Source organism: Pseudomonas sp. 2995-1 (assembly GCF_002742505.1).
GTDB lineage: Bacteria > Pseudomonadota > Gammaproteobacteria > Pseudomonadales > Pseudomonadaceae > Aquipseudomonas > Aquipseudomonas sivasensis.
The window spans coordinates 437,420-455,194 of record NZ_LJSA01000377.1; the positions used below are offsets into that span (position 1 = coordinate 437,420).

Here is a 17,775-nt window from a genome sequence, read left to right on the forward strand (position 1 = left end):
CGTTTATCGGTGAGTGCTCAGCCGGCAATACCTTCAAGCGCCAGTTGACTTTTGCGTTGCGCGGCAATCTCCGAGGAACGTTCGAGGTTGCGCGTCAGCACGAAATACAGGCCACCGGAAATCAGCAGGCCGGGGATGAATGCGATATCCGCACCGCCCATTACTTCTGCTACCGGGCCAACGAAAAACGGGATAGAGAAGAACGGCACCATCGCGACAAACCCGACCAGATAGGCAAGCACGCCGCGCCAGGCCCAACGGCCATATACGCCGTGCGGATTGAATATTTCGGCGATGGCGTATTCACCTTTGCGAATCGTATAAAAGTCGACAAGGTTGACCGCCGTCCATGGGATCAAGAAGTACAGCATAAGCAGCACAAAGCCGTTGAAGCTGGCCATATAGGCATCCGGTAACGTCAACGCGATCACCAGCGACAACAGGCCAACTGTGCTCAGGCCGATCACTCTCACGCGGACACCTGGGCGCACTGGTCGGAAACCGTCCACTGCGCTGATGCCGGTTAGCATGGCGCCATAGCAGTTGATGCCGGTGACCGACAACTGTGCGACGGCGCCTACCAGCGCGACGAATATGCCAAAGCCAGGGAATAAATAATTGCCGGTTTGCACCAGCGAAACGATGCCATCGGCGCCCGGTATATAGCTGGACAACACCGCCCCCAGAGACATCAGCCAGGCCGCCGAAGCAGCCGCGCCCAGGTACGTCCAGAAGATCAGCCTGGAGCTGGACGAGTCTTGGGGCAGGTAGCGCGAATAATCTGAGACATAAACCGAGTAGCTGATGTTATAGCCCGCTGCGAGTGACAACTGCACTAGAAACGCAGTGGTGTTCCAGCCCGAACCAACCGGTGTTGGGGCCGCCGCTGGCAGTGCAGTAACAGCCATCAATGTCACGATGCCAAACACCGCAATTAGCAGGTATGTGAGCCAACGCTGCACAAAGTGCAATAGGTCATAGCCCACCACTGCAATCACAATGCTGATCGTAATCAACGTGGGGTACCAAAACCACGTAGAGCCCGGTAGAACCAACTGTATGGCTTGGGTTACCAAAATGACGCCGAACACTATAAAACCGATGTAAACAAAGATGGTCGCCGCAAACGGCACAATGGCCCCACGGCTGCCGAATTGCGCGCGTGACTGGATCATCTGCGGCATGCCCATCTTCGGGCCCTGGTTGGCGTGCAAGGCCATGAACACGGTGCCGAAGCCAGCACCTATGATAACCGCCAGTACACTCCACAGAATGCTGAGCCCCATGCTCGGCCCAACGAAACCGACCATCATGGTGAGAAACACAAAGTTTCCGGTAAACCAGAACGGGCCTTGGTGCCAGACCTTACCGTGTCGCTCTGTACTAGGCACATAATCGATTGAGCGAGTTTCAATGGTGGGTCTGCCCGACCCTCTACGTCGTTGAGTTGTCATACCGCACTCCGTAAACATTATTTTTCTTCTGGGGGAAGTCGTGCTCGCGTGGGCCGCAGTTGCTCCCCTTCCTGCAGGACTTCTGCCCAGCAGCACTGCGAGTATCGAAAGAAAGAAATGGCCGGTAAATCCTCCAGTACAGAACCTGACTTGCTTGAAATCGCAACTAAAGCACGGCCTCTTTCGGTACCGTTCAGGCGCATTGATTCGCAAGGCAAATTTACTGGTATAAGGGCTGTGCCTATGGCATTTGTGAATCTGCACCGGAGGTCTTGATGCTTACCAATTTCTCAGACGTGGATCTGCGCAAACTGCGCATCTTTTGCACTATCGTCGAGGCTGGAGGCTTCACCTCCGCGCAGGTACGCCTAAATACCAGCCTGCCCCGCTTGAGCACATTGGTGCGAGATCTGGAAGTTCGCCTTGGCTATACCCTTTGCCGTCGCGGCAAGAGCGGCTTTCAACTTACTGAGCAAGGCGCCCAAACTTATGCTGCGGCGCAGGAGCTGTATGCTGATATCGACCGCTTTCATCAGCGGGTAGTCATGCTTAACCAGAAGTATCCAGAGTTCTTGCAGATAGGCAGCGTCGATAACCTGCTTTCGCTCGACCAGGCACCGCTACCGCGGGCCCTCGCTTCCTTTCGACTAGTCTCGCCTCGTACACGCATCGACCTGCAGGTAATGCGCGCCGACGAGCTTGAGCAAGCCGTGCTCGAAGGACGTCTGCACCTCGCGATTGGTTGTTTTAACCACCAGCTTTCGGGCCTGCACTACCAAGAGCTATTCGAGGAAGAACAAAATCTGTATTGCGGGCGCGGACACCCTTTCTTCGAGCGTCCCGACGAGCACTTTACGGACGAGGAAATCGGTGCTGCAGATTACGTCGACCGTGGCTATATGCTCGAAAGCCGCCGGCCACACAAATTGCGTTTCGGTAACTCGGTAAGCGCTTTTTCCATGGAAGCCATCGCCACGCTGATTGCATCCGGCACCTGCATCGGCTTCCTGCCAACCCACTATGCCGATATCTGGGTCGCGCGTGGGATGCTGCGTGTAATTGCACCGCAGCGGTTAAGGTATAGCGCATCATTTCACTGCATCACCCGGCAAGGGCAAGTGCCGACGGAGTCACTGGCCAAGCTGCTGCAGGCGTTGCAGACGGCATAGTCATTGGTGACATTGAAGCCGAGCGCGCAAGTTCGAAAATCAGACAAACAAACCCGTTCGTACGGCAAGCGCGATGCCGGATAGGAGGAGGTTGAAATTGCTACGAGTCGAGAAATCGAAGTTAGCCAAATGGCGGCCATCTGATACTGTTTTTTATGTTGGATCTGAGTCTGTATTTAACTTGGCTACGCTCTATAGAGTGTATATCCGACGCACAAGTGGACAGTGATCGGCCGCCACTATTTCTGGCTCTCTGAAGACCGGACGACCTCGAGAGTCTTCAGGAATTACCATGAATATCCGTCCGAGCTTTCACTGCAAGACCTTCCCCGAGTCGCAACGTGACATTCTTGGCATGATCGCGACCGATCAGCATCTGGGCGACGTACTCTGTGCCATCTGCCAGATGCTCGACACACAGTCCCCCGAAAGCCTCTGCTCTATCCTGCTGACGGATGCTGAGGGTAAGCACTTGCTCAACGGCGCGGCACCCGGCCTACCGGCCGAGTACACCGAGGCGATTGATGGTATGGCCATTGGTCCACAAGAAGGGACATGCGGCACCGCAGCGTTTCGGCGCGAGCTTGTGGTCACCGAAGACATCGCCCATGACCCGAACTGGGAGCGCTTCCGCAGCCTGGCTCTGGGACATAACCTGCGTTCCTGCTGGTCAGTCCCTTTGCTTTCCCATCAAGGTACCGTGTTGGGTACATTTGCCCTGTACCAAAAGCGTACCCATGTGCCGGACGAGGCGCAGATTCAACAATTGGTCTTTGCCGCCCAACTTGCAGTCATTGCAATCCGCCACGAGCGTGACGGACGGCGACTGGAGGAAAGCGAACAACATTTTCGTTCATTGTTCACCTATAACCCCAACCCAGTGTTCGCCCTCGATCTGGCCGGCAACATCCAGAGCGTGAATCCTGCAGGCCTGAAGCTGAAACCGCACACTGCAATCAATTTCATTGGCCATCATTTTTCCCAGCTGGTGCTCGATGAGGATCTGCAACGGGTCAGTCAGCATTTTTGCGCTGCCCGTGCCGGAGTGCCTCAGCGCTTCGAGGCACAGCTTCGCGACGAAAGTGAGCGACTGTTGACCATGGATATCTCCAACCTGCCCATCATGGTCAACGGAGAGATCGTCGGAGTATTCGGCATTGCCCGAGATATCAGCGAACAGAAACATTTCGAGCGCCAATTGCGCTTCAATGCCAGCCATGACCGGCTAACCGGTTTGCTTAACCGTGTTTCGCTTGAAGAACGGCTTGCTCTGGATTGCCACATCAGTCGTCGGCATAAGCGTTGTCTGGCGGTGATGTGCATTGATCTGGATGGATTCAAATCCATCAACGATTCGATCGGGCATTACTTCGGCGATCAGGTACTGATCGAAGTGGCGCAACGTATGACCCAGCAAGTTCGTCCCGGTGACACCATCTTGCGTATGGGCGGTGACGAATTCATCGTGCTGCTGCCCGACCTGCTTCGTGATGAGGACGTTGTACCGGTGGCCGAGCGGCTGATGGCCGGCATTGCCAGACCCTACTGCATCCAGGGTATTGACCTGCATGTGACTGCAAGTGTCGGAATCACCCTGAGCGATGGTCACATCGAGCAGCCGATGCAACTGATCCAGCAAGCTGACATGGCTATGTACAAAGCCAAGCAGCAAGGGCGCAATAACTTTCAGTGGTACACCAGCGACCTCAATCAGCGTGTTTGCGAGCACGCGAGCCTGCGCAATGACCTGCAAAAGGCTATCGAAACTCAGTCATTCCAGCTTCATTACCAACCGCAGATAGACGCGCGCACTGGGCGGGTGGTCGGGATCGAAGCGTTGCTGCGCTGGGAGCACCCTGAAAAAGGATTTATTTCACCTGCAGTGTTTGTGCCGGTGGCAGAGGACAGTGGGCAGATCATCCCGCTGAGCCTCTGGGTGCTCGATACGGCCTGCGCGCAATTACGCCTGCTGGGTGAGCAGGGCATAAAGGACATTTCGATGGCCGTGAATATTTCGCCGATGCATTTCCAGCGTGGCCAGTTCGTCGAGTCTATCCAGGCAGTGCTGAGCAAATACGGCCTCAGCACCGGACAGTTGGAACTGGAGATTACCGAGTCGCTTCTGCTGCATAACGTTGAACAGGCGATCGACACGTTGCATCGGCTCAAGGCGTTGGGGGTGCGCATTGCGTTGGATGATTTCGGCACTGGCTTTTCCAGCCTCAGTTACCTAAAGCGTTTGCCGATCGACAAGATCAAGATCGACCGCTCGTTCATCCAGGAAATTGCTACCGATCGTCACGATGCGGCGATCACCCAAGGCATTATTTCCATGGCCCATCACCTTAGCCTGACGGTGGTCGCCGAAGGTGTGGAAACCACGTCTCAAGTGGATTTCCTTAAAGGCAGTCGCTGCGATATTTTTCAGGGGTATTACTTTGCCAAACCGATGCCCTTTGCAGACCTCGAAGCTTTCCTGAGTCATCGCGCGTGCCGGACCCTGACGCCCGATCCTGTCTTGTCCCAGGCATGAAAATCAAACGCCAAAGCGAATTTTCAGATTCAGACGACGCCGGTTGTCCTGAACTACACTTCAACGGATTCTGATCGAGGTCAGTGTAATGCGACTGAGTGAAGGGCCTCTAGACGGAACTACATTGCTTCATGACGTCCAGCCGCCAAACTTCCACGACCAGCCGCTGTATGTTCGGTATGCGTGGGTAATTGACCCATCCGGTGCTCGCGCGCGATCCAATCCAGTGACTGGCGACTATCGCCGGTCACGAGCATTGGAAGGCGTTAGGTGGTGGGTTTAGGAATCAGGTCTGCGCCGCGCATTTCAACAGCGCTCCAGTGGATGGGCTCAAAACTTGTGCTGTGGGGTCGGCAAATCACCTCGTAGTGCTCTCGAAAGATTTCTCCGCGTCTTTCGGGATCGACGCCAAAAGCCGAAAACTCTATCGGACGATCGCCGGAAGCCTCCCCCAGAATCATGCGACCTGAGCTCAACTGATCGACGCTTGCTGAACCCTCGATGCCGCTGCTAAGGAATCGTGCTCGGCCGAGCTTACAAGCAGCGGGGCAGGCCTCAAGGATTGTTATTGCACTCGGATCAAGGCTCGCAATAGGGCAATCGCCAGTTTCGTCAACGGCTTTGGCGTTACCGCATGCGCCAAAGCATGAGTCGTCGTGGAAACTGTTGGGACAATGCGCCGATGCAGAAGCGGCTTTCCACGCCATGATGGGCATCAGGTTTGAAATCCAGAGCAGGGCAGGGGCACTCAAGGTAGGGCGTTTATTGCGTGAATTACCGCATCGGCGATGGTCTTTGTAATAAGCCGACGCTGGCTGTTATCAACCTTCGGGCTCAGCCATATGGGTAGGCTGTTGAGCATGGGCAAAATCGCAGTAAGCGCCCCCTCGCGCAACGGGCCGCCGGGTTGATGGCCCAACTGGCCGACCAACTTCATGATTTCTGACTCATAGGCTAGCCTCAATCGCTCAACGCGTGCCTGCATCGGAGCGCCCAGGCAATTGGCATCCATGACCGCTAACTTGAAGTGCCCGGTCATCTGTTCATGCAATTTAAGATGGCCTTCGATCAGTTTTGTCAGGCGCTGCGCGGGCGTCAATCTTCGGGTTTTGATCAGGTCGACGTGCGACAACAGCGCCTGATAGAGCTCTGTCAGCCATTCAAACAGCATTGCTTCCTTGCTCTCTACATGGTGATAAATCGCTCCCGGGCTGATTCCAACATGCGCCGCCAATTCCCGCATGCTGACCTGGCTGAAACTACGTTCCTTGAACAGCTCCAGGGCTCTGCGCTGAAACTCCGAGCGGCTCAGCGTGGGAACCATACGCCCGTGAGTCATGTGTCGAGTGCCTGCTGTTTGGCAATTTCCTGGTTGCGCAGAATGAACCGCTGCAACTTGCCACTCGGGGTCTTGGGCAGTTGTTCGACGAACTCGATTTCCCGTGGGTACGCATGCGCGGCCAAGCGCTGTTTGACATGCAGACGCAGGGCTTCCGCCAACTCGGCACTGGGCAGGTACTGACGGTTCAGCACCACAAACGCCTTGATCAGCTCGGTGCGTTGCGGGTCGGGCTTGCCGATCACCGCGGCTTCGACGACTGCCGGATGCTCGATCAGCGCGCTCTCGACATCGAAAGGCCCCACGCGGTAGCCGGACGTGGTGATCACATCGTCGTTACGGCCTACAAAGCTGATACTGCCGTCCTCATTGAGCTCAACGATATCGCCGCTCAAGTAGTAACGGTCGACAAACGCCTTGGTGGGCATGTGAAAGTAGCCATTGAACCAGCACAGGGGCGAGCGCGCGCGATCCACCGCCAGTACGCCCGGCTGAGCCGTCGGTAGTTCCCGATGCGCATCATCCAGCACGACAATCCGGTACCCGGGCACCGCATAACCGGCAGAACCCTCACGTACCGGATGGCGTAGCCCATGGTGATTGCACAGCACCATGCCAATTTCGGTTTGGCCGTAATGGTCGTGAATGACTACCCCGAGCTGTTCGGCGAACCAACGGATGACTTGCGGGTTGAGCGGTTCCCCGGCGCTGCTGACGATACGCAACTGGCCACGCACGGCGTCGGCGAACTCGGCCCCGGCAGCAATCAGCAGGCGATAGGCCGTGGGCGAGCCGGCCAGGTTGCTGATCGCATACTTGGCGATAATCCGGCAGGTGCTTTCCACGGTGAAAGGGCCGTCATGGAACAGCGTGGCTCGGCCGCACGCCAGTGGCCCGGTCACTGCGTAATACAAGCCATAGGCCCAGCCGGGGTCGGCGAGGTTCCAGAAATGGTCGTCTTCGCGCAAGTCGATTGAATCGCGCATATAACTTTTGAAGGCCAGAATGGCGCTCAAAGGCACCTCAAGCGGCTTGGCAGGTCCTGTAGTGCCCGAGGTACACATCAGCAGGAAAGGCGCACTCGCGTCCAGCAGCTCAGGGGTGCAGTCGGCCTGTTGGCGACCGAGGGCGTCCCAGAAACCGTAATCGGTCGGGTGCTGTGGGGTGCCGTCTGTCACGATGACGCGAGGGCAGTCGGGGATGTCATCCAGCTTGGGACGATTGTGGGCATCGGTCACGATCCAGCGTGCCCCGGAGCAATCCAATCGCTGCTCGATCGCCTTGGGCCCGAATGCGGTAAAGAGAGGTTGGTAGACCGCACCGATGCGCCAGGTCCCGAGGATAGTAATCACCAGTTCAACCGTGCGTGGCATGAGTCCGGCGACACGATCTCCCGGCTGTACCCCTTGCGCTCGCAGAAAGTTGGCAAAGCGCGCAGCGTGCACCTGCAGTTCGCTGAACGTGTAGTGCGTGGCGCGACCATCCCGCGTTTCGCAGTACAGCGCCACGGCATTGCCATGAGCGTGCCGGTCGCAGCACTCGATGCAGGCGTTCAAGGCTCCCGGTTCGCCGTGCAAGTCTTGAGCAGCCAGTTGTAGATAGTCGAAGGTTGACACTGCTGAGTCGTAATCGCGCATAACGTACCTGATTATTATTGTTGGAATTTGCCCTACGCCCACGCAAGCCGCGCAGGCGCAAGGATGTTGCTAGTTGTCCATCATCTCGGCCGCTTGCTGGGTCGCCTGGCTGGTCCGCGTGGCTAGCTTGCGCACTTCATCGGCGACCACTGCAAACCCGCGACCGGCTTCGCCTGCTCGCGCCGCCTCAATGGCGGCATTCAACGCCAGCAGGTTGGTCTGGCTGGCAATGCCCTGAATGGTGGCAACAATCTGCGTCAGCTTGGTGAGGGTTTCCTGCATCACCCGATGTTGTTGCGCCTGCGCCTCGCGCATCGTGCTTTCTTCATGGTGGGCATGTATGTCGGTGATGGCACCCACCACCCGTTGCGGGGAGCCGTCCTGCGCACGGCGCGTTTGCCCACGACCGCGAAACCAGCGGTAAGTACCGTTTTTATGTTTGAGTCGATAATCCACATCGAACGGCGTCTTGCCGCTGCGATCGTCCACATGGGCGACGAATGCGCCGATGGCCCGCGCGCTATCGTCGGGATGCAAGCGCGAGGTCCAGCTTTCCAGGGTGTTGGGGAACTCCTCAACGGTGTTGCACCCCAGCAGTCGGCGCATTTGCGAAGACCACCAAATGGTATTTTTCGGGTTCGCTGGGTCGCCTGCTACCACCTCGATATCCCAAAGCCCGTCATGCAGCATTTCCCGGGAAATGTCGAAACGTGTGGCCGCCAGTTCGAGCGCCTCGTTGTGCAGGTACTGGTCATGAATGTCACGAACGGTCCCAGCGATGCAGAGCGCTGCGCCTTGCGCATCGCGACGCGAGGCACCACTTATGCTGCACCAGCGATAGTCGTCGCCGGGTGCAGGTTTCATCCGCACCTGGAGCGCAAATGCCGTCCGCCCGCTGCGATCAGCAAGGTGCCTGGCGAGCGCTGCCAGATGCACTTGCCGGTCATCCGGGTGCAACTGTTCACTCCACGCGCCGAGCTGATTCATAGCCTGGGCCTGGTTCGACGCTGGCCCCGTCCACGTCATTGAACATTCCGGCCCAGGTGCAGCGGTTCCATCCAGCTCCAGTTCCCAGAACAGTTCATCTGCGCCCTGTGTGATCAGTACCCAGCGCGCCTCCCATTGCCGCAACAGCGTGTCACGGCAGGCCAGGTGCTGTTCCAGTTGGCTGACGCGAAACGCCAGTGCGCAGGCCTGCTCCTTAACGGCTTGCCGCTCTTGCAGCAGTCGCTCGACGCTTGCCAGGATGCGGCGCACCAACCGGTTGTTCGACGACAATGGCGTGCTCGCCTGATCAGGCTGCTCCAGTCGGTCGGCGAGCTGCGCCAATACCCGGCGTGTGGTTCGGCTGAAAAAGAGCATGGGGCACCTCTACCTCGGTCAAATGGGAACCGCCTGCAAGGACTGCATCGGGGCCGATAAGGCCTGGGCGTCAAAGACTTTCGCTCCCGGCAGCGTTTGCCAGGCTGATGGGCCGGCGGCTATTTCCTGGGCACTCAGCAGGCAGTCGTCGAGGGCGCGCTGTAACACGTGGGTATCCAGATCCTGGCCGATAAAGACCAATTCCTGCCGGCAATCACCGACAATGCTGTCCCACTTGGTCATGATGCTTCGCAACCGATATTCATCCCGCGGCCATTGCGACTGCTCGATGAAGTTCCACCAGTGCCCGACATAGTCCCACTGGAACTGCCTGCCGCTGTGCACCAGCAGGCCGGTTTCCAGGTGCCGGCTGGCGAGCCAGAAGTAACCCTTGCTACGCAACAGCCGCCCGTTGCGCCAGGGGCGTTGCAGAAAATCGAGTAATCGCTGTGGGTGAAAGGGGGCACGCTCGCGGTACACCCATGACGTCACGCCATAGGTGTCCGACTCGGAGGCCGGTGTGTCGTCGGCCTGCATTTTTTTCATCCAGCCGGGTGATTCAGCCAGGCTGGGTAAATCAAACAGATGGGTACCGAGAATGCCTGATAGCTCAACGTTGCCGTGTGTCATCGGTATGATCCGCGCGGTCGGGTTAAGGCCGGTGAGGACCGCGTGCACGGCCTGATAACCGGGCTCGTCGATCAGGTCCAGTTTGTTGACGAGAATGACGTTGGCGTACTCCACCTGCTCAATCAGCAGATCTGCCAGATGGCGTTTGGGTGTGTCCGCTTGTGCGTCGTCGCGCGCCACGATATCCGGCGATTCGAGCAACGTCTGAAAACGACTGCCATCGACCACCGTCACCAAGGTATCGAGCCGCGCCAGTTCGCTGAGGCTGAAGCCTTCTGCGTCAAGAAATGCGAACGTCTCGGCAACCGGCATCGGCTCGGAGATTCCCGTGGACTCAATGAGCAGGTAGTCAAAACGTTGCTGGCGTGCCAGGGCACTGATCTGTTCGAGCAAATCGGCGCGCAGCGTGCAGCAGATACAGCCATTGCTCATCTCGATCAACTCATCTCGACCACGGTGCAGCGCCACGTCGCGCTGCACCTCTTCGGCATCAATGTTGACGTCGCTCATATCATTGACGATGACTGCCACTCTCAGGCCGTCGCGATTGCGCAAGATATGATTGAGCAGGGTGGTTTTGCCGGCGCCGAGGAAACCAGAAAGCACGGTCACCGGCAGTCGGCTCGCCTGGGCGCCGTCAATCATACGTTCACCGCATGTGAGCTGGCGGCCTTGTCCAAGTAGCTTTCGAACAGGTCGACCACCACAAAACCTTCATCGGCCGCATCCCCCCACAGGTCTTTCACGCGAAACTCGACGTGGTAGGTTGGCTGATGCGCAGCGTTCAAGTCGCCATGACCAATGGCGTCTGGAAAAGGCCATTTTTCTGAAGTCCGGTGGAGGACCACACCTTCCTTGCCGCGAACATAGGCCGGCATGCGGGTATGCCCGGCTACATACTCGTTGCGCACGACTACCCGGTCGCCGACTTCAAAAGGCGGTCGGCCAGTGACCGCCGGGCGGCCCTGCGCATGCGCGGGATTCGCCAGCTTGAAGTGAGAACCCAGGGCCTGATCGAGCTCCGCCTGGGTGATGACGCCGGTTTCGACCAGCAGGGTGGCGGTAGCGATGACATAGCGTTCGTAGTACTGGGTGCCGACATGCTGACGCACGTCCAGTCGCTCGACGGCGTGGCGCACTTCGTCCACGCTGAACTTCTTCAAGTGATCGGCACCGATAAACATCAAGCTGTACGCCAGGTGCTCCCAGTCCTGCTTGAACACGGTTTGGTAGCTCAGGCTGTTGATGGTGTGAGGGACTTTGCCAAAGCCTTGGAAACCGCCGAGATCGTGAAAGCCATCCATCGTGGATACCTCTTAATAGAGAATGAATAGAGAATGAAAATTGAAAGAAACAAAGCACCCCGGTTACGCGACGTGCGGTAGCGCCACGCCAATAAGGACATCCTTGGTAATCAATTTTCGAAGCGCCTCTTCATCCATGGATTCGCTGCCCTTTGGCCGCAGAGGCAGCACCAGATAGCGGCTTTCGGCGCTGGTGTCCCACACCTTGATGGAGACCCCGTCCGGCAGCTCCGTGCCCAGCTCCCGTAGCACGGTGCGCCCTTCGCGAACCAGTCGGGCGCGGAACTCGAAGCCCTTGTACCACTCCGGCGGCAAGCCCAGGACGGGCCAGTTGGTGCAGGAGCAGAGGCTGCACACAATCACGTTTTTCACGCTGGGCGTGTCTTCCAGCGCAACAATGTATTCACCCTGCGGGCCGGTATAGCCAAACTGAGCGCACGCAGCGGTACCGTCCTTGAGCAGCAGTTCGCGAAACTGTGGGTCCACCCATGCCTTGGCCACTACCCGAGCACCGTTCTGCGGGCTCCATTCGTGTGCCATGAGCTGTGTCATGTGCTCGATGTAACCGTCGGGGATCAGGTCTTTTTGTTTGAGCACTTGCAGTAACGCCTGTGCTCGCTCACCCGGCGTTGATGGTTTTATTTCAGGTGTGGTCATCAGTTGGTTCCTCATCGTTGAGCTTCTAGGCAGCGCCCGGCGGCTTATTCTTTTGCGCTGCATGGGACGCATCGGCTACTAGCTGTTTTTCCAGTCAACCGATGCCTCGAAAGCCGCTGCAGCCTGGTAAATCGTGCCTTCGGCATAGTGTTTGCCCACTAGCATCAGCCCGACAGGTAAACCGTCTACCAGGCCGCAGGGAATCGACATGGCCGGATGGCCAGTGATGTCCTGTGCGGAGGCATTGCCGATCATTTCCAGCGCTCGGGCCACGTACTCGGTGATCGAGCAACCGGGCTCCGGGTGGGGTTGGGCAATGATCGGCACGGTGGGCATCACCAGCAGGTCATAGCGCGCCAATGCGGCGTCATACCCGGAGCGTGCCAGGCGCCTGAGGTTTTGTGCCTTGGCGTAGAAGCGACCGTTGTAGCGCTCCAGACCGTATTGCCCGACGAACATGCAGAGCTTGAGAGAGGCGGACAGGTCATTCGCCTGATCGCGCCATCCGGCTTGTTTGTCCAGCAACCCGAGGTCATATAGCCCTTGCCAGTTAAAGCCGGCCCCATTGCCGTGCATCATCTGCATCATCAGGCCCTCACAGCCGATGGGGTGCCACAGCGAACCGGCAATCTTGTGCTCAGGCACTGACACCTCTTCGACGTGCGCGCCCATCCGTGCAAATGCGTCGATGGCATTGCGCACAGACGAGGCGACACGCGGATCCTGGTTGGGCAGTTCAAAGCCTTCGCGCAGGACGCCGATCCTCAGCCCGCTTACACCGCGCTCCAGGTAATCACTGTAAGCGTCGACCTGGGGCGCGGCTTGTCGCGGGTCGAGCCCATCCGCTCCCGCCATGACCTCCAGCATCAAGGCGTTGTCCCGTACGTTTGCCGTGATGGGGCCGGCATGATCGATAGTCGCCTCAATGGCCATGATCCCGGTGTAAGGCACCAGTCCGTGGGTCGGCTTCATTCCGTAAGTGCCGCAGAATGCGGAAGGAATCCGGATTGACCCGCCCTGGTCACCGCCGACTGCCAGGTCGACCTCGCCCGCGGCAACCAGTGCTGCGCTGCCGGAAGACGACCCACCCGAGGCAAATCCGTGGCGATAGGGGTTGTGCACCGGCGCCGGATCGGAGGTGTGACTACCACCGGATAGGCAGTAATGCTCGCATGTTGCCTTGCCGAGGATGGTTGCGCCGGCATCCAGCAAGCGGGAGACAACGGTGGCATCGAATGAGGGAACGAAGCCTTCAAGGGGCTTTGCACCATTCATCATCGGTACGCCAGCGAGTGAAATATTGTCCTTGAGTGCGACGGTTTTATTCGCCAACTTGCCTTCGCGGGTGCCGCTGACTTCCGTTCGGTAGTACCAGGCATTGAGTGGGTTGTGTGCAGTCGAGGGTCGATAGCCCGAGCTGCGTTCGTAACGTACCGGCGGAATGAAGTCAGGCAGCTCGTCAATCAGGTCATAAGCGTCGAAGCTTGACTGCATAAGAGCCAGGTATTCATGGGCTTGCTCCGCACTTATCTGCATGTGCAGGCTGGTCGATACATCCAATAGCTGTTCAAGGGTGGGGCGAACAATTGGCATGGTTGGGCTGTCCTTATCGTAAGTGGCCGAAGAGCGCTGCGGCTCATCAAATTCAGTGGGCCTGGCGCTCAAGATAGTCCGCGCCTCAAGTCGCAGGCTTGGTTGAGAAAGACATCGACTTGGCTGAGCCGGACACCGCTGTGCAAAGGCGCAAAGGGCACGCGGTCGCAGATCCTTGGGTTAAAAAATGCGCGCATAACGCAGGTTCATGCGGAAGTCTTCCTTGGTGCCGTTGTCCACCGAAAGGTCCTTGCCCAACTGCAGTTGAATCTGGTCTTGGGGGGTGACGAATTTGGTCGCGGTGAGACGAAAGTTGGTGGTGCCCAACTCGTTATCCTGATTGACGTGCTCAATGTTCGTCTCGCCCCCCCAGGTACGCCCGAAGCCGATACCAAATGCGGTGCTGGCGTCTGGCATGTAACGCCCCATGATCTGTGCTGCGTAGGAAACGTCCTGCTTCATACGGTCTGCATTTGCGCCGTAATCAGTGTTGTCGCCATACCAGGTAGCACCGCCAACCAGGTCCATCGCCCATTTTTCTGTGAAGTGTTTGACGTACGCACTCTGCAGTTCGAATTTCCAGCGGTTCTCTCCGAGATTGAGCGCGTCCTCCTTGTCATACGTACCAGTAGGCACATACAGGTAGGGGGCGATGCTGAGGGTGTCGCGGGCCTCGTTGAACCGCCATTTGACTGGTGCGGTGAGGATCAAGTCGCCAACGCCGCGAGTACTGCCCAGCGCTGAGGCGTCACCTGCGCTGGAGACGTGTCCGAAAGGCAAAAGAAATTGCGGGTCGATGGTGACGGTGTCAGAGAGTGCGTAGACATGCAGTAGACGCAGGATGCCGACGTCAGAGCTCACGTTGAAGTCAGAGCTGACCTTGTGTCCGTTGCTATAAGCCGAGTCCGTGGTGGCGTGCTGGTAGTAAATCGCCCCGATCGTAGCGCCGACCGGATATTGCTCATAATCGCCGGGCGCTACTTCACCGGCGTTGGCGTGAAGCACGGGCAACAGAGTAGAGAGCGTCAACAGGCGGATCTTATTCATCATTTATTCCTCGCACAGGGAGGCCGGCCACCCGAGGAGGGTGGCAAGGCGGCAGAAGTTGGGGAGGTAAACGCCGATGGCGCTCAGGTCGTTGGTGGCAGCGCGTCGCGCAACATACCGGTCTGCGAGTGACAGTTGATGTACTCGAATACCTGGCTCTTGGCGTCCGACACGGATACTTCGTGGTACAGCCTTAACTTCTTCAAACCTGCGGCCACGCGGAAAAACGTCACGAAAATACGCAGGTGAGTCGGGTGAGACTCAGCCCAGCGTTCGAGTTTCTCAACCGAGCGCCAGTGACCGATGTTGTAGCTCAGGTCGAGAAAGTTGCCGTCCAGGTCGATATTGCGCACGAACCTGTTGCTGTAGCAGCCCAACGTTTGGCCGTTGTCACGCAGGAAGTCCATGCCGTCCTGCAACGTCGGCAAGATTTCGTCGATGTAGAGTGAGCGCTCCTCTGCCTCGGCATCCGCCCAGTCCTGGCCGGAGCGAATCAGTGTGAGGTTGTCATGCCCCAGGACCAGGACCCGTCCGCCCTGGGTCGGGTCACCCGCGATCACCTGTAGCTCGCTCGTGGGATTCATCCAATCCGTCTGGGAGATCGGGAAACGGTCGCGCATTGAACCCCAGTAACCGTGCTCTTCGATCTCTCCGCTGGTCGTATCCATTACCGCGCCGACACCGGGCAGGTTCTCCTGGAACGCGTACAACGTCTCGAACTGCTCGGTGCGCGGCGCGGTGATTTCGCGGAAATAACCAAGGCTTTCACCGAGCCGATCCGCCGAACTCCACCAGTCATTCACTGGGGGGGAACGCAACCAGCGACAGTGGGCGCCCGGGTCTTTCCAGTACCCGACCACAATCAAATTATCAAAGCCGCTGCTGTCGGTGTGGTGGGTCAAATCGTAAGTCTGCGGGCCATCTGGCAGGCTGAAACTGCTGACGATGTGACGCATTGCCTGCAATGCAGGCTCGCGCTGGGCATCGCCGCGATATTGCACGCCAAGATAGGCCATCACCACTTGTTCCAGTTGCTCGTCAGCGCGTGCGACCCACATAGGGAACGGCGGTTGATACTCGTCCGGTACACGGCGGGACAGGGTGCGCGGGCATTTGAGATGTGTGTCGATTGCAGATTCCATCTTGAGCTCCTCGTTATTTTCGTTCAGGCCTACGGTTGGGCGTCAGCGCGTCGCTGGCGGGTCGCGCTTGGCGATCTGCCGTCGCTGCAGCAGCTGCATGGCACTCCATTCAATCAACCAATAAGCCGACTCTTCAGGCGCAAGGTCGCGCCTCTGCAGAAGCCAGGAGGAATCAGCCAATCGTTTTGAGTCGTGTCGATGCATGGCGTGCCTCATCAGCGGATGAATGAGCTGCTGTGAGGTGGAAATTAGGCTGGGCGAGGAGGGGGCGCTTTGTTCGGCGAGACAACCATTTGGTTGGAAAAGACAAGGCTGAGGCTGACGTTCACCCGTGATCCGCGCTGGTGCGCGTGAGCCGACCGAGTGACGTGCGATGCCCTTAAATGGTGATGGCTGCACCGTGCGACAGCCTCCGAAGGCTGCCGAAAGTCGCGAGGGACATCACATGGCAGCGTACTCAAGCAGGCCTGCTACTGCGCTTGGCCTGTTAATTGCCTTTCATAGCTGAAAATTGGTCGCACGTTACAACGTCTCCAGCGCCTCTTGCATCGTTGTCGAGGTCAGTGTCATGAACCCAAGCTCTCAGTATTCGACCCTTGCTGTTCCGGCACCACGTCGGTTTGATTATTGGAAAGAAGTGGTCTGTCGCCACTGCCTGGCGGCCGATAGCAAACCCATGTCCCAGAGCAGCTTTGATGGCTCGCTCACCGTTAATACAGTCGGCGAATTGGACATCTGCTCGCTGTCTTCGCCGCTGCACTACTGGGAGCGTTCCGAGCAGCACCTGCGCAGCGGTCCGGCCGAAGATTTATGGTTGGGTTTCGCTCGAAATGGTCATGGGCAAATAGAACAAGGCTCAAGAAAAGCCAGCCTGGCAACTGGCAATTTGTTTCTTTATGACGCAACTCAGGCGTTTCGCTTCAGCCTGGGTGGTACCGAAAACCACTTGATCCGTATTCCCAGAGCGTTGCTCACCGAGCGCCTGCCGCGTATTGCCGAGTACACCGCGATGGTCCTCGACGACCGGCGTCCCGGCGTAGTTCCCTTACGCGAAATGCTGCATCAGGCCGCGAGCACGCCTGCGTCGCTGCAGGATGAGCGCATCTCGAATCGTTACTCAAGTACGTTGCTTGATCTGCTTGTGATCAGCCTGGAACTCCAGGACCTGAAAACAAGCCACCAGGAGATGGACCTCTACGGCCGCATCATGAAGTACATACAACGACACTTGACCGAGCCGGACCTGTCGATTGAAGCCATCGCCAAAGCCCACAATGTGTCCACCCGAACCGTTACACGGGCCTTCGCACGCTACCAGAAAACCCCCGTTGCAGAGATTTGGAAAGAGCGCCTGAATGCCAGTCGAGAAGCGATTGAGCGCGGCCAGGTACGCAGCGTGTCCGAGGCGGCGCTGGACTTCGGGTTTTCTGACTTTTCCCATTTCAGCCATGCGTTTCGCAAGGCATTTGGTGTGGCGCCGAATACGCTGTTACGCCGCAATTGAAATTGCCGGGGTAGCAAATCGTTGAGAAAAGGGGTGCTTACTCGGTGACGTCCTGTAGCTCGAACCACACCCACCCGCGGCTGGGGTTTTCCAGGCCGAGGGCGATGCGCAGCGCGGTGCTTTTGCCTGAGCCTGACTCGCCGACAATCGCCAGGGTCTGCCCGGGGTAGACCTGCAGGTTCAGTCCTCCAGCGCCACAAAGGTCGCGTTTTCGCCCTGACCTTGGGCCGCGCGAACGTCTTGCCAACGTTTTGCAGTTGCCGGATCGGCGGCTGCGTCGGGTCCGGTCGGGCCAGTGGCTGGCGGCGCTTGGCGAGCGCCGGCGCGGCGGCGATCAAGGCGCGGGGGTAGTCATGCTGCGGCGCGCCGAGAATCTGCCGTGGTTGCCCCTTGCTCCACCACTT

At 58.1% G+C, this 17,775-nt stretch carries 14 protein-coding genes and 2 pseudogenes; 4 read left to right on the plus strand and 12 right to left on the minus strand.

Going from position 1 to position 17,775, the window contains the following annotated elements; genetic code table 11:
- Positions 1-17 precede the first annotated feature (17 nt).
- A complete protein-coding gene (locus AOA61_RS19265; protein ID WP_099602439.1) occupies positions 18-1,454 on the minus strand; it encodes a cytosine permease in 1,437 nt (478 codons plus the stop codon).
- A gap of 275 nt (positions 1,455-1,729) precedes the next feature.
- Between AOA61_RS19265 and AOA61_RS19270 the strand changes: the two genes are divergently transcribed.
- Positions 1,730-2,623: a LysR family transcriptional regulator gene (locus tag AOA61_RS19270; RefSeq protein ID WP_099602440.1), complete on the plus strand. Its 894-nt coding sequence runs from the start codon at positions 1,730-1,732 to the stop codon at positions 2,621-2,623.
- A gap of 292 nt (positions 2,624-2,915) precedes the next feature.
- On the plus strand, positions 2,916-5,156 hold the full coding sequence (locus AOA61_RS19275) for a bifunctional diguanylate cyclase/phosphodiesterase (protein WP_099602441.1): 2,241 nt from the start codon (positions 2,916-2,918) through the stop codon (positions 5,154-5,156).
- Between the two features lie 112 nt (positions 5,157-5,268).
- On the opposite strand, the pseudogene AOA61_RS19280 reads toward AOA61_RS19275, so the two are convergent.
- Positions 5,269-5,650 (minus strand): annotated as a pseudogene (locus AOA61_RS19280) (LLM class flavin-dependent oxidoreductase); the annotation flags it as partial.
- Between the two features lie 38 nt (positions 5,651-5,688).
- Between AOA61_RS19280 and AOA61_RS19285 the strand changes: the two are divergent.
- A pseudogene (locus AOA61_RS19285) lies at positions 5,689-5,847 on the plus strand (DDE-type integrase/transposase/recombinase); the annotation flags it as partial.
- 57 nt (positions 5,848-5,904) lie between these two features.
- On the opposite strand, the gene AOA61_RS19290 reads toward AOA61_RS19285, so the two are convergent.
- From AOA61_RS19290 to AOA61_RS19330, 9 genes are all read right to left on the minus strand, one after another.
- Positions 5,905-6,480, minus strand: a complete 576-nt coding sequence (locus AOA61_RS19290) for a TetR/AcrR family transcriptional regulator (protein WP_099602630.1) — start codon at positions 6,478-6,480, stop codon at positions 5,905-5,907.
- A gap of 11 nt (positions 6,481-6,491) precedes the next feature.
- On the minus strand, positions 6,492-8,132 hold the full coding sequence (locus AOA61_RS19295; protein ID WP_099602442.1) for an AMP-binding protein: 1,641 nt from the start codon (positions 8,130-8,132) through the stop codon (positions 6,492-6,494).
- A gap of 69 nt (positions 8,133-8,201) precedes the next feature.
- Positions 8,202-9,494, minus strand: coding sequence for a PAS domain-containing protein (locus AOA61_RS32495; RefSeq protein WP_095184822.1), 1,293 nt, complete (start codon positions 9,492-9,494; stop codon positions 8,202-8,204).
- Between the two features lie 18 nt (positions 9,495-9,512).
- Positions 9,513-10,769 carry a GTP-binding protein gene (locus AOA61_RS19305; protein ID WP_099602443.1) on the minus strand — a complete coding sequence of 419 codons (1,257 nt, stop codon included), beginning with the start codon at positions 10,767-10,769 and terminating at the stop codon, positions 9,513-9,515.
- Positions 10,766-11,428 carry a nitrile hydratase subunit beta gene (nthB, locus tag AOA61_RS19310; protein ID WP_099602444.1) on the minus strand — a complete coding sequence of 221 codons (663 nt, stop codon included), beginning with the start codon at positions 11,426-11,428 and terminating at the stop codon, positions 10,766-10,768. Before nthB ends, AOA61_RS19305 begins: the two co-directional genes overlap by 4 nt.
- A gap of 63 nt (positions 11,429-11,491) precedes the next feature.
- Complete coding sequence (gene nthA / locus AOA61_RS19315; RefSeq protein WP_099602445.1) at positions 11,492-12,085, minus strand: nitrile hydratase subunit alpha; 594 nt, start codon at positions 12,083-12,085, stop codon at positions 11,492-11,494.
- 78 nt (positions 12,086-12,163) lie between these two features.
- Positions 12,164-13,678, minus strand: coding sequence for an amidase (locus AOA61_RS19320; RefSeq protein WP_099602446.1), 1,515 nt, complete (start codon positions 13,676-13,678; stop codon positions 12,164-12,166).
- 180 nt (positions 13,679-13,858) lie between these two features.
- Entirely contained in the window at positions 13,859-14,725 is an 867-nt protein-coding gene (locus AOA61_RS19325) for a transporter (RefSeq protein WP_032891456.1), read from the minus strand.
- An 83-nt stretch (positions 14,726-14,808) separates the two neighbouring features.
- Complete coding sequence (locus AOA61_RS19330; protein WP_099602447.1) at positions 14,809-15,867, minus strand: phenylacetaldoxime dehydratase family protein; 1,059 nt, start codon at positions 15,865-15,867, stop codon at positions 14,809-14,811.
- Positions 15,868-16,435: 568 nt separating this feature from the next.
- On the opposite strand from AOA61_RS19330, the gene AOA61_RS19335 reads away from it, so the two are divergent.
- Positions 16,436-17,371, plus strand: a complete 936-nt coding sequence (locus AOA61_RS19335) for a helix-turn-helix domain-containing protein (protein WP_099602448.1) — start codon at positions 16,436-16,438, stop codon at positions 17,369-17,371.
- Between the two features lie 37 nt (positions 17,372-17,408).
- Here AOA61_RS19335 and AOA61_RS32540 read toward each other — a convergent pair whose 3' ends face one another.
- Positions 17,409-17,618, minus strand: a complete 210-nt coding sequence (locus tag AOA61_RS32540) for an ATP-binding cassette domain-containing protein (protein WP_306668099.1) — start codon at positions 17,616-17,618, stop codon at positions 17,409-17,411.
- Positions 17,619-17,775 lie beyond the last annotated feature (157 nt).

Coding starts and splice junctions, on each gene's coding strand:
- AOA61_RS19320 (WP_099602446.1), bottom strand. CDS start 13,678: ATGCCAATTGTTCGCCCCACCCTTGAACAGCTATTGGATGTATCGACC.
- AOA61_RS19290 (WP_099602630.1), bottom strand. CDS start 6,480: ATGGTTCCCACGCTGAGCCGCTCGGAGTTTCAGCGCAGAGCCCTGGAG.
- nthA (WP_099602445.1), bottom strand. CDS start 12,085: ATGACCACACCTGAAATAAAACCATCAACGCCGGGTGAGCGAGCACAG.
- AOA61_RS19295 (WP_099602442.1), bottom strand. CDS start 8,132: ATGCGCGATTACGACTCAGCAGTGTCAACCTTCGACTATCTACAACTG.
- AOA61_RS19275 (WP_099602441.1), top strand. CDS start 2,916: ATGAATATCCGTCCGAGCTTTCACTGCAAGACCTTCCCCGAGTCGCAA.
- AOA61_RS19265 (WP_099602439.1), bottom strand. CDS start 1,454: ATGACAACTCAACGACGTAGAGGGTCGGGCAGACCCACCATTGAAACT.
- nthB (WP_099602444.1), bottom strand. CDS start 11,428: ATGGATGGCTTTCACGATCTCGGCGGTTTCCAAGGCTTTGGCAAAGTC.
- AOA61_RS19270 (WP_099602440.1), top strand. CDS start 1,730: ATGCTTACCAATTTCTCAGACGTGGATCTGCGCAAACTGCGCATCTTT.
- AOA61_RS19335 (WP_099602448.1), top strand. CDS start 16,436: ATGAACCCAAGCTCTCAGTATTCGACCCTTGCTGTTCCGGCACCACGT.
- AOA61_RS32495 (WP_095184822.1), bottom strand. CDS start 9,494: ATGCTCTTTTTCAGCCGAACCACACGCCGGGTATTGGCGCAGCTCGCC.
- AOA61_RS19325 (WP_032891456.1), bottom strand. CDS start 14,725: ATGAATAAGATCCGCCTGTTGACGCTCTCTACTCTGTTGCCCGTGCTT.
- AOA61_RS19305 (WP_099602443.1), bottom strand. CDS start 10,769: ATGATTGACGGCGCCCAGGCGAGCCGACTGCCGGTGACCGTGCTTTCT.
- AOA61_RS19330 (WP_099602447.1), bottom strand. CDS start 15,867: ATGGAATCTGCAATCGACACACATCTCAAATGCCCGCGCACCCTGTCC.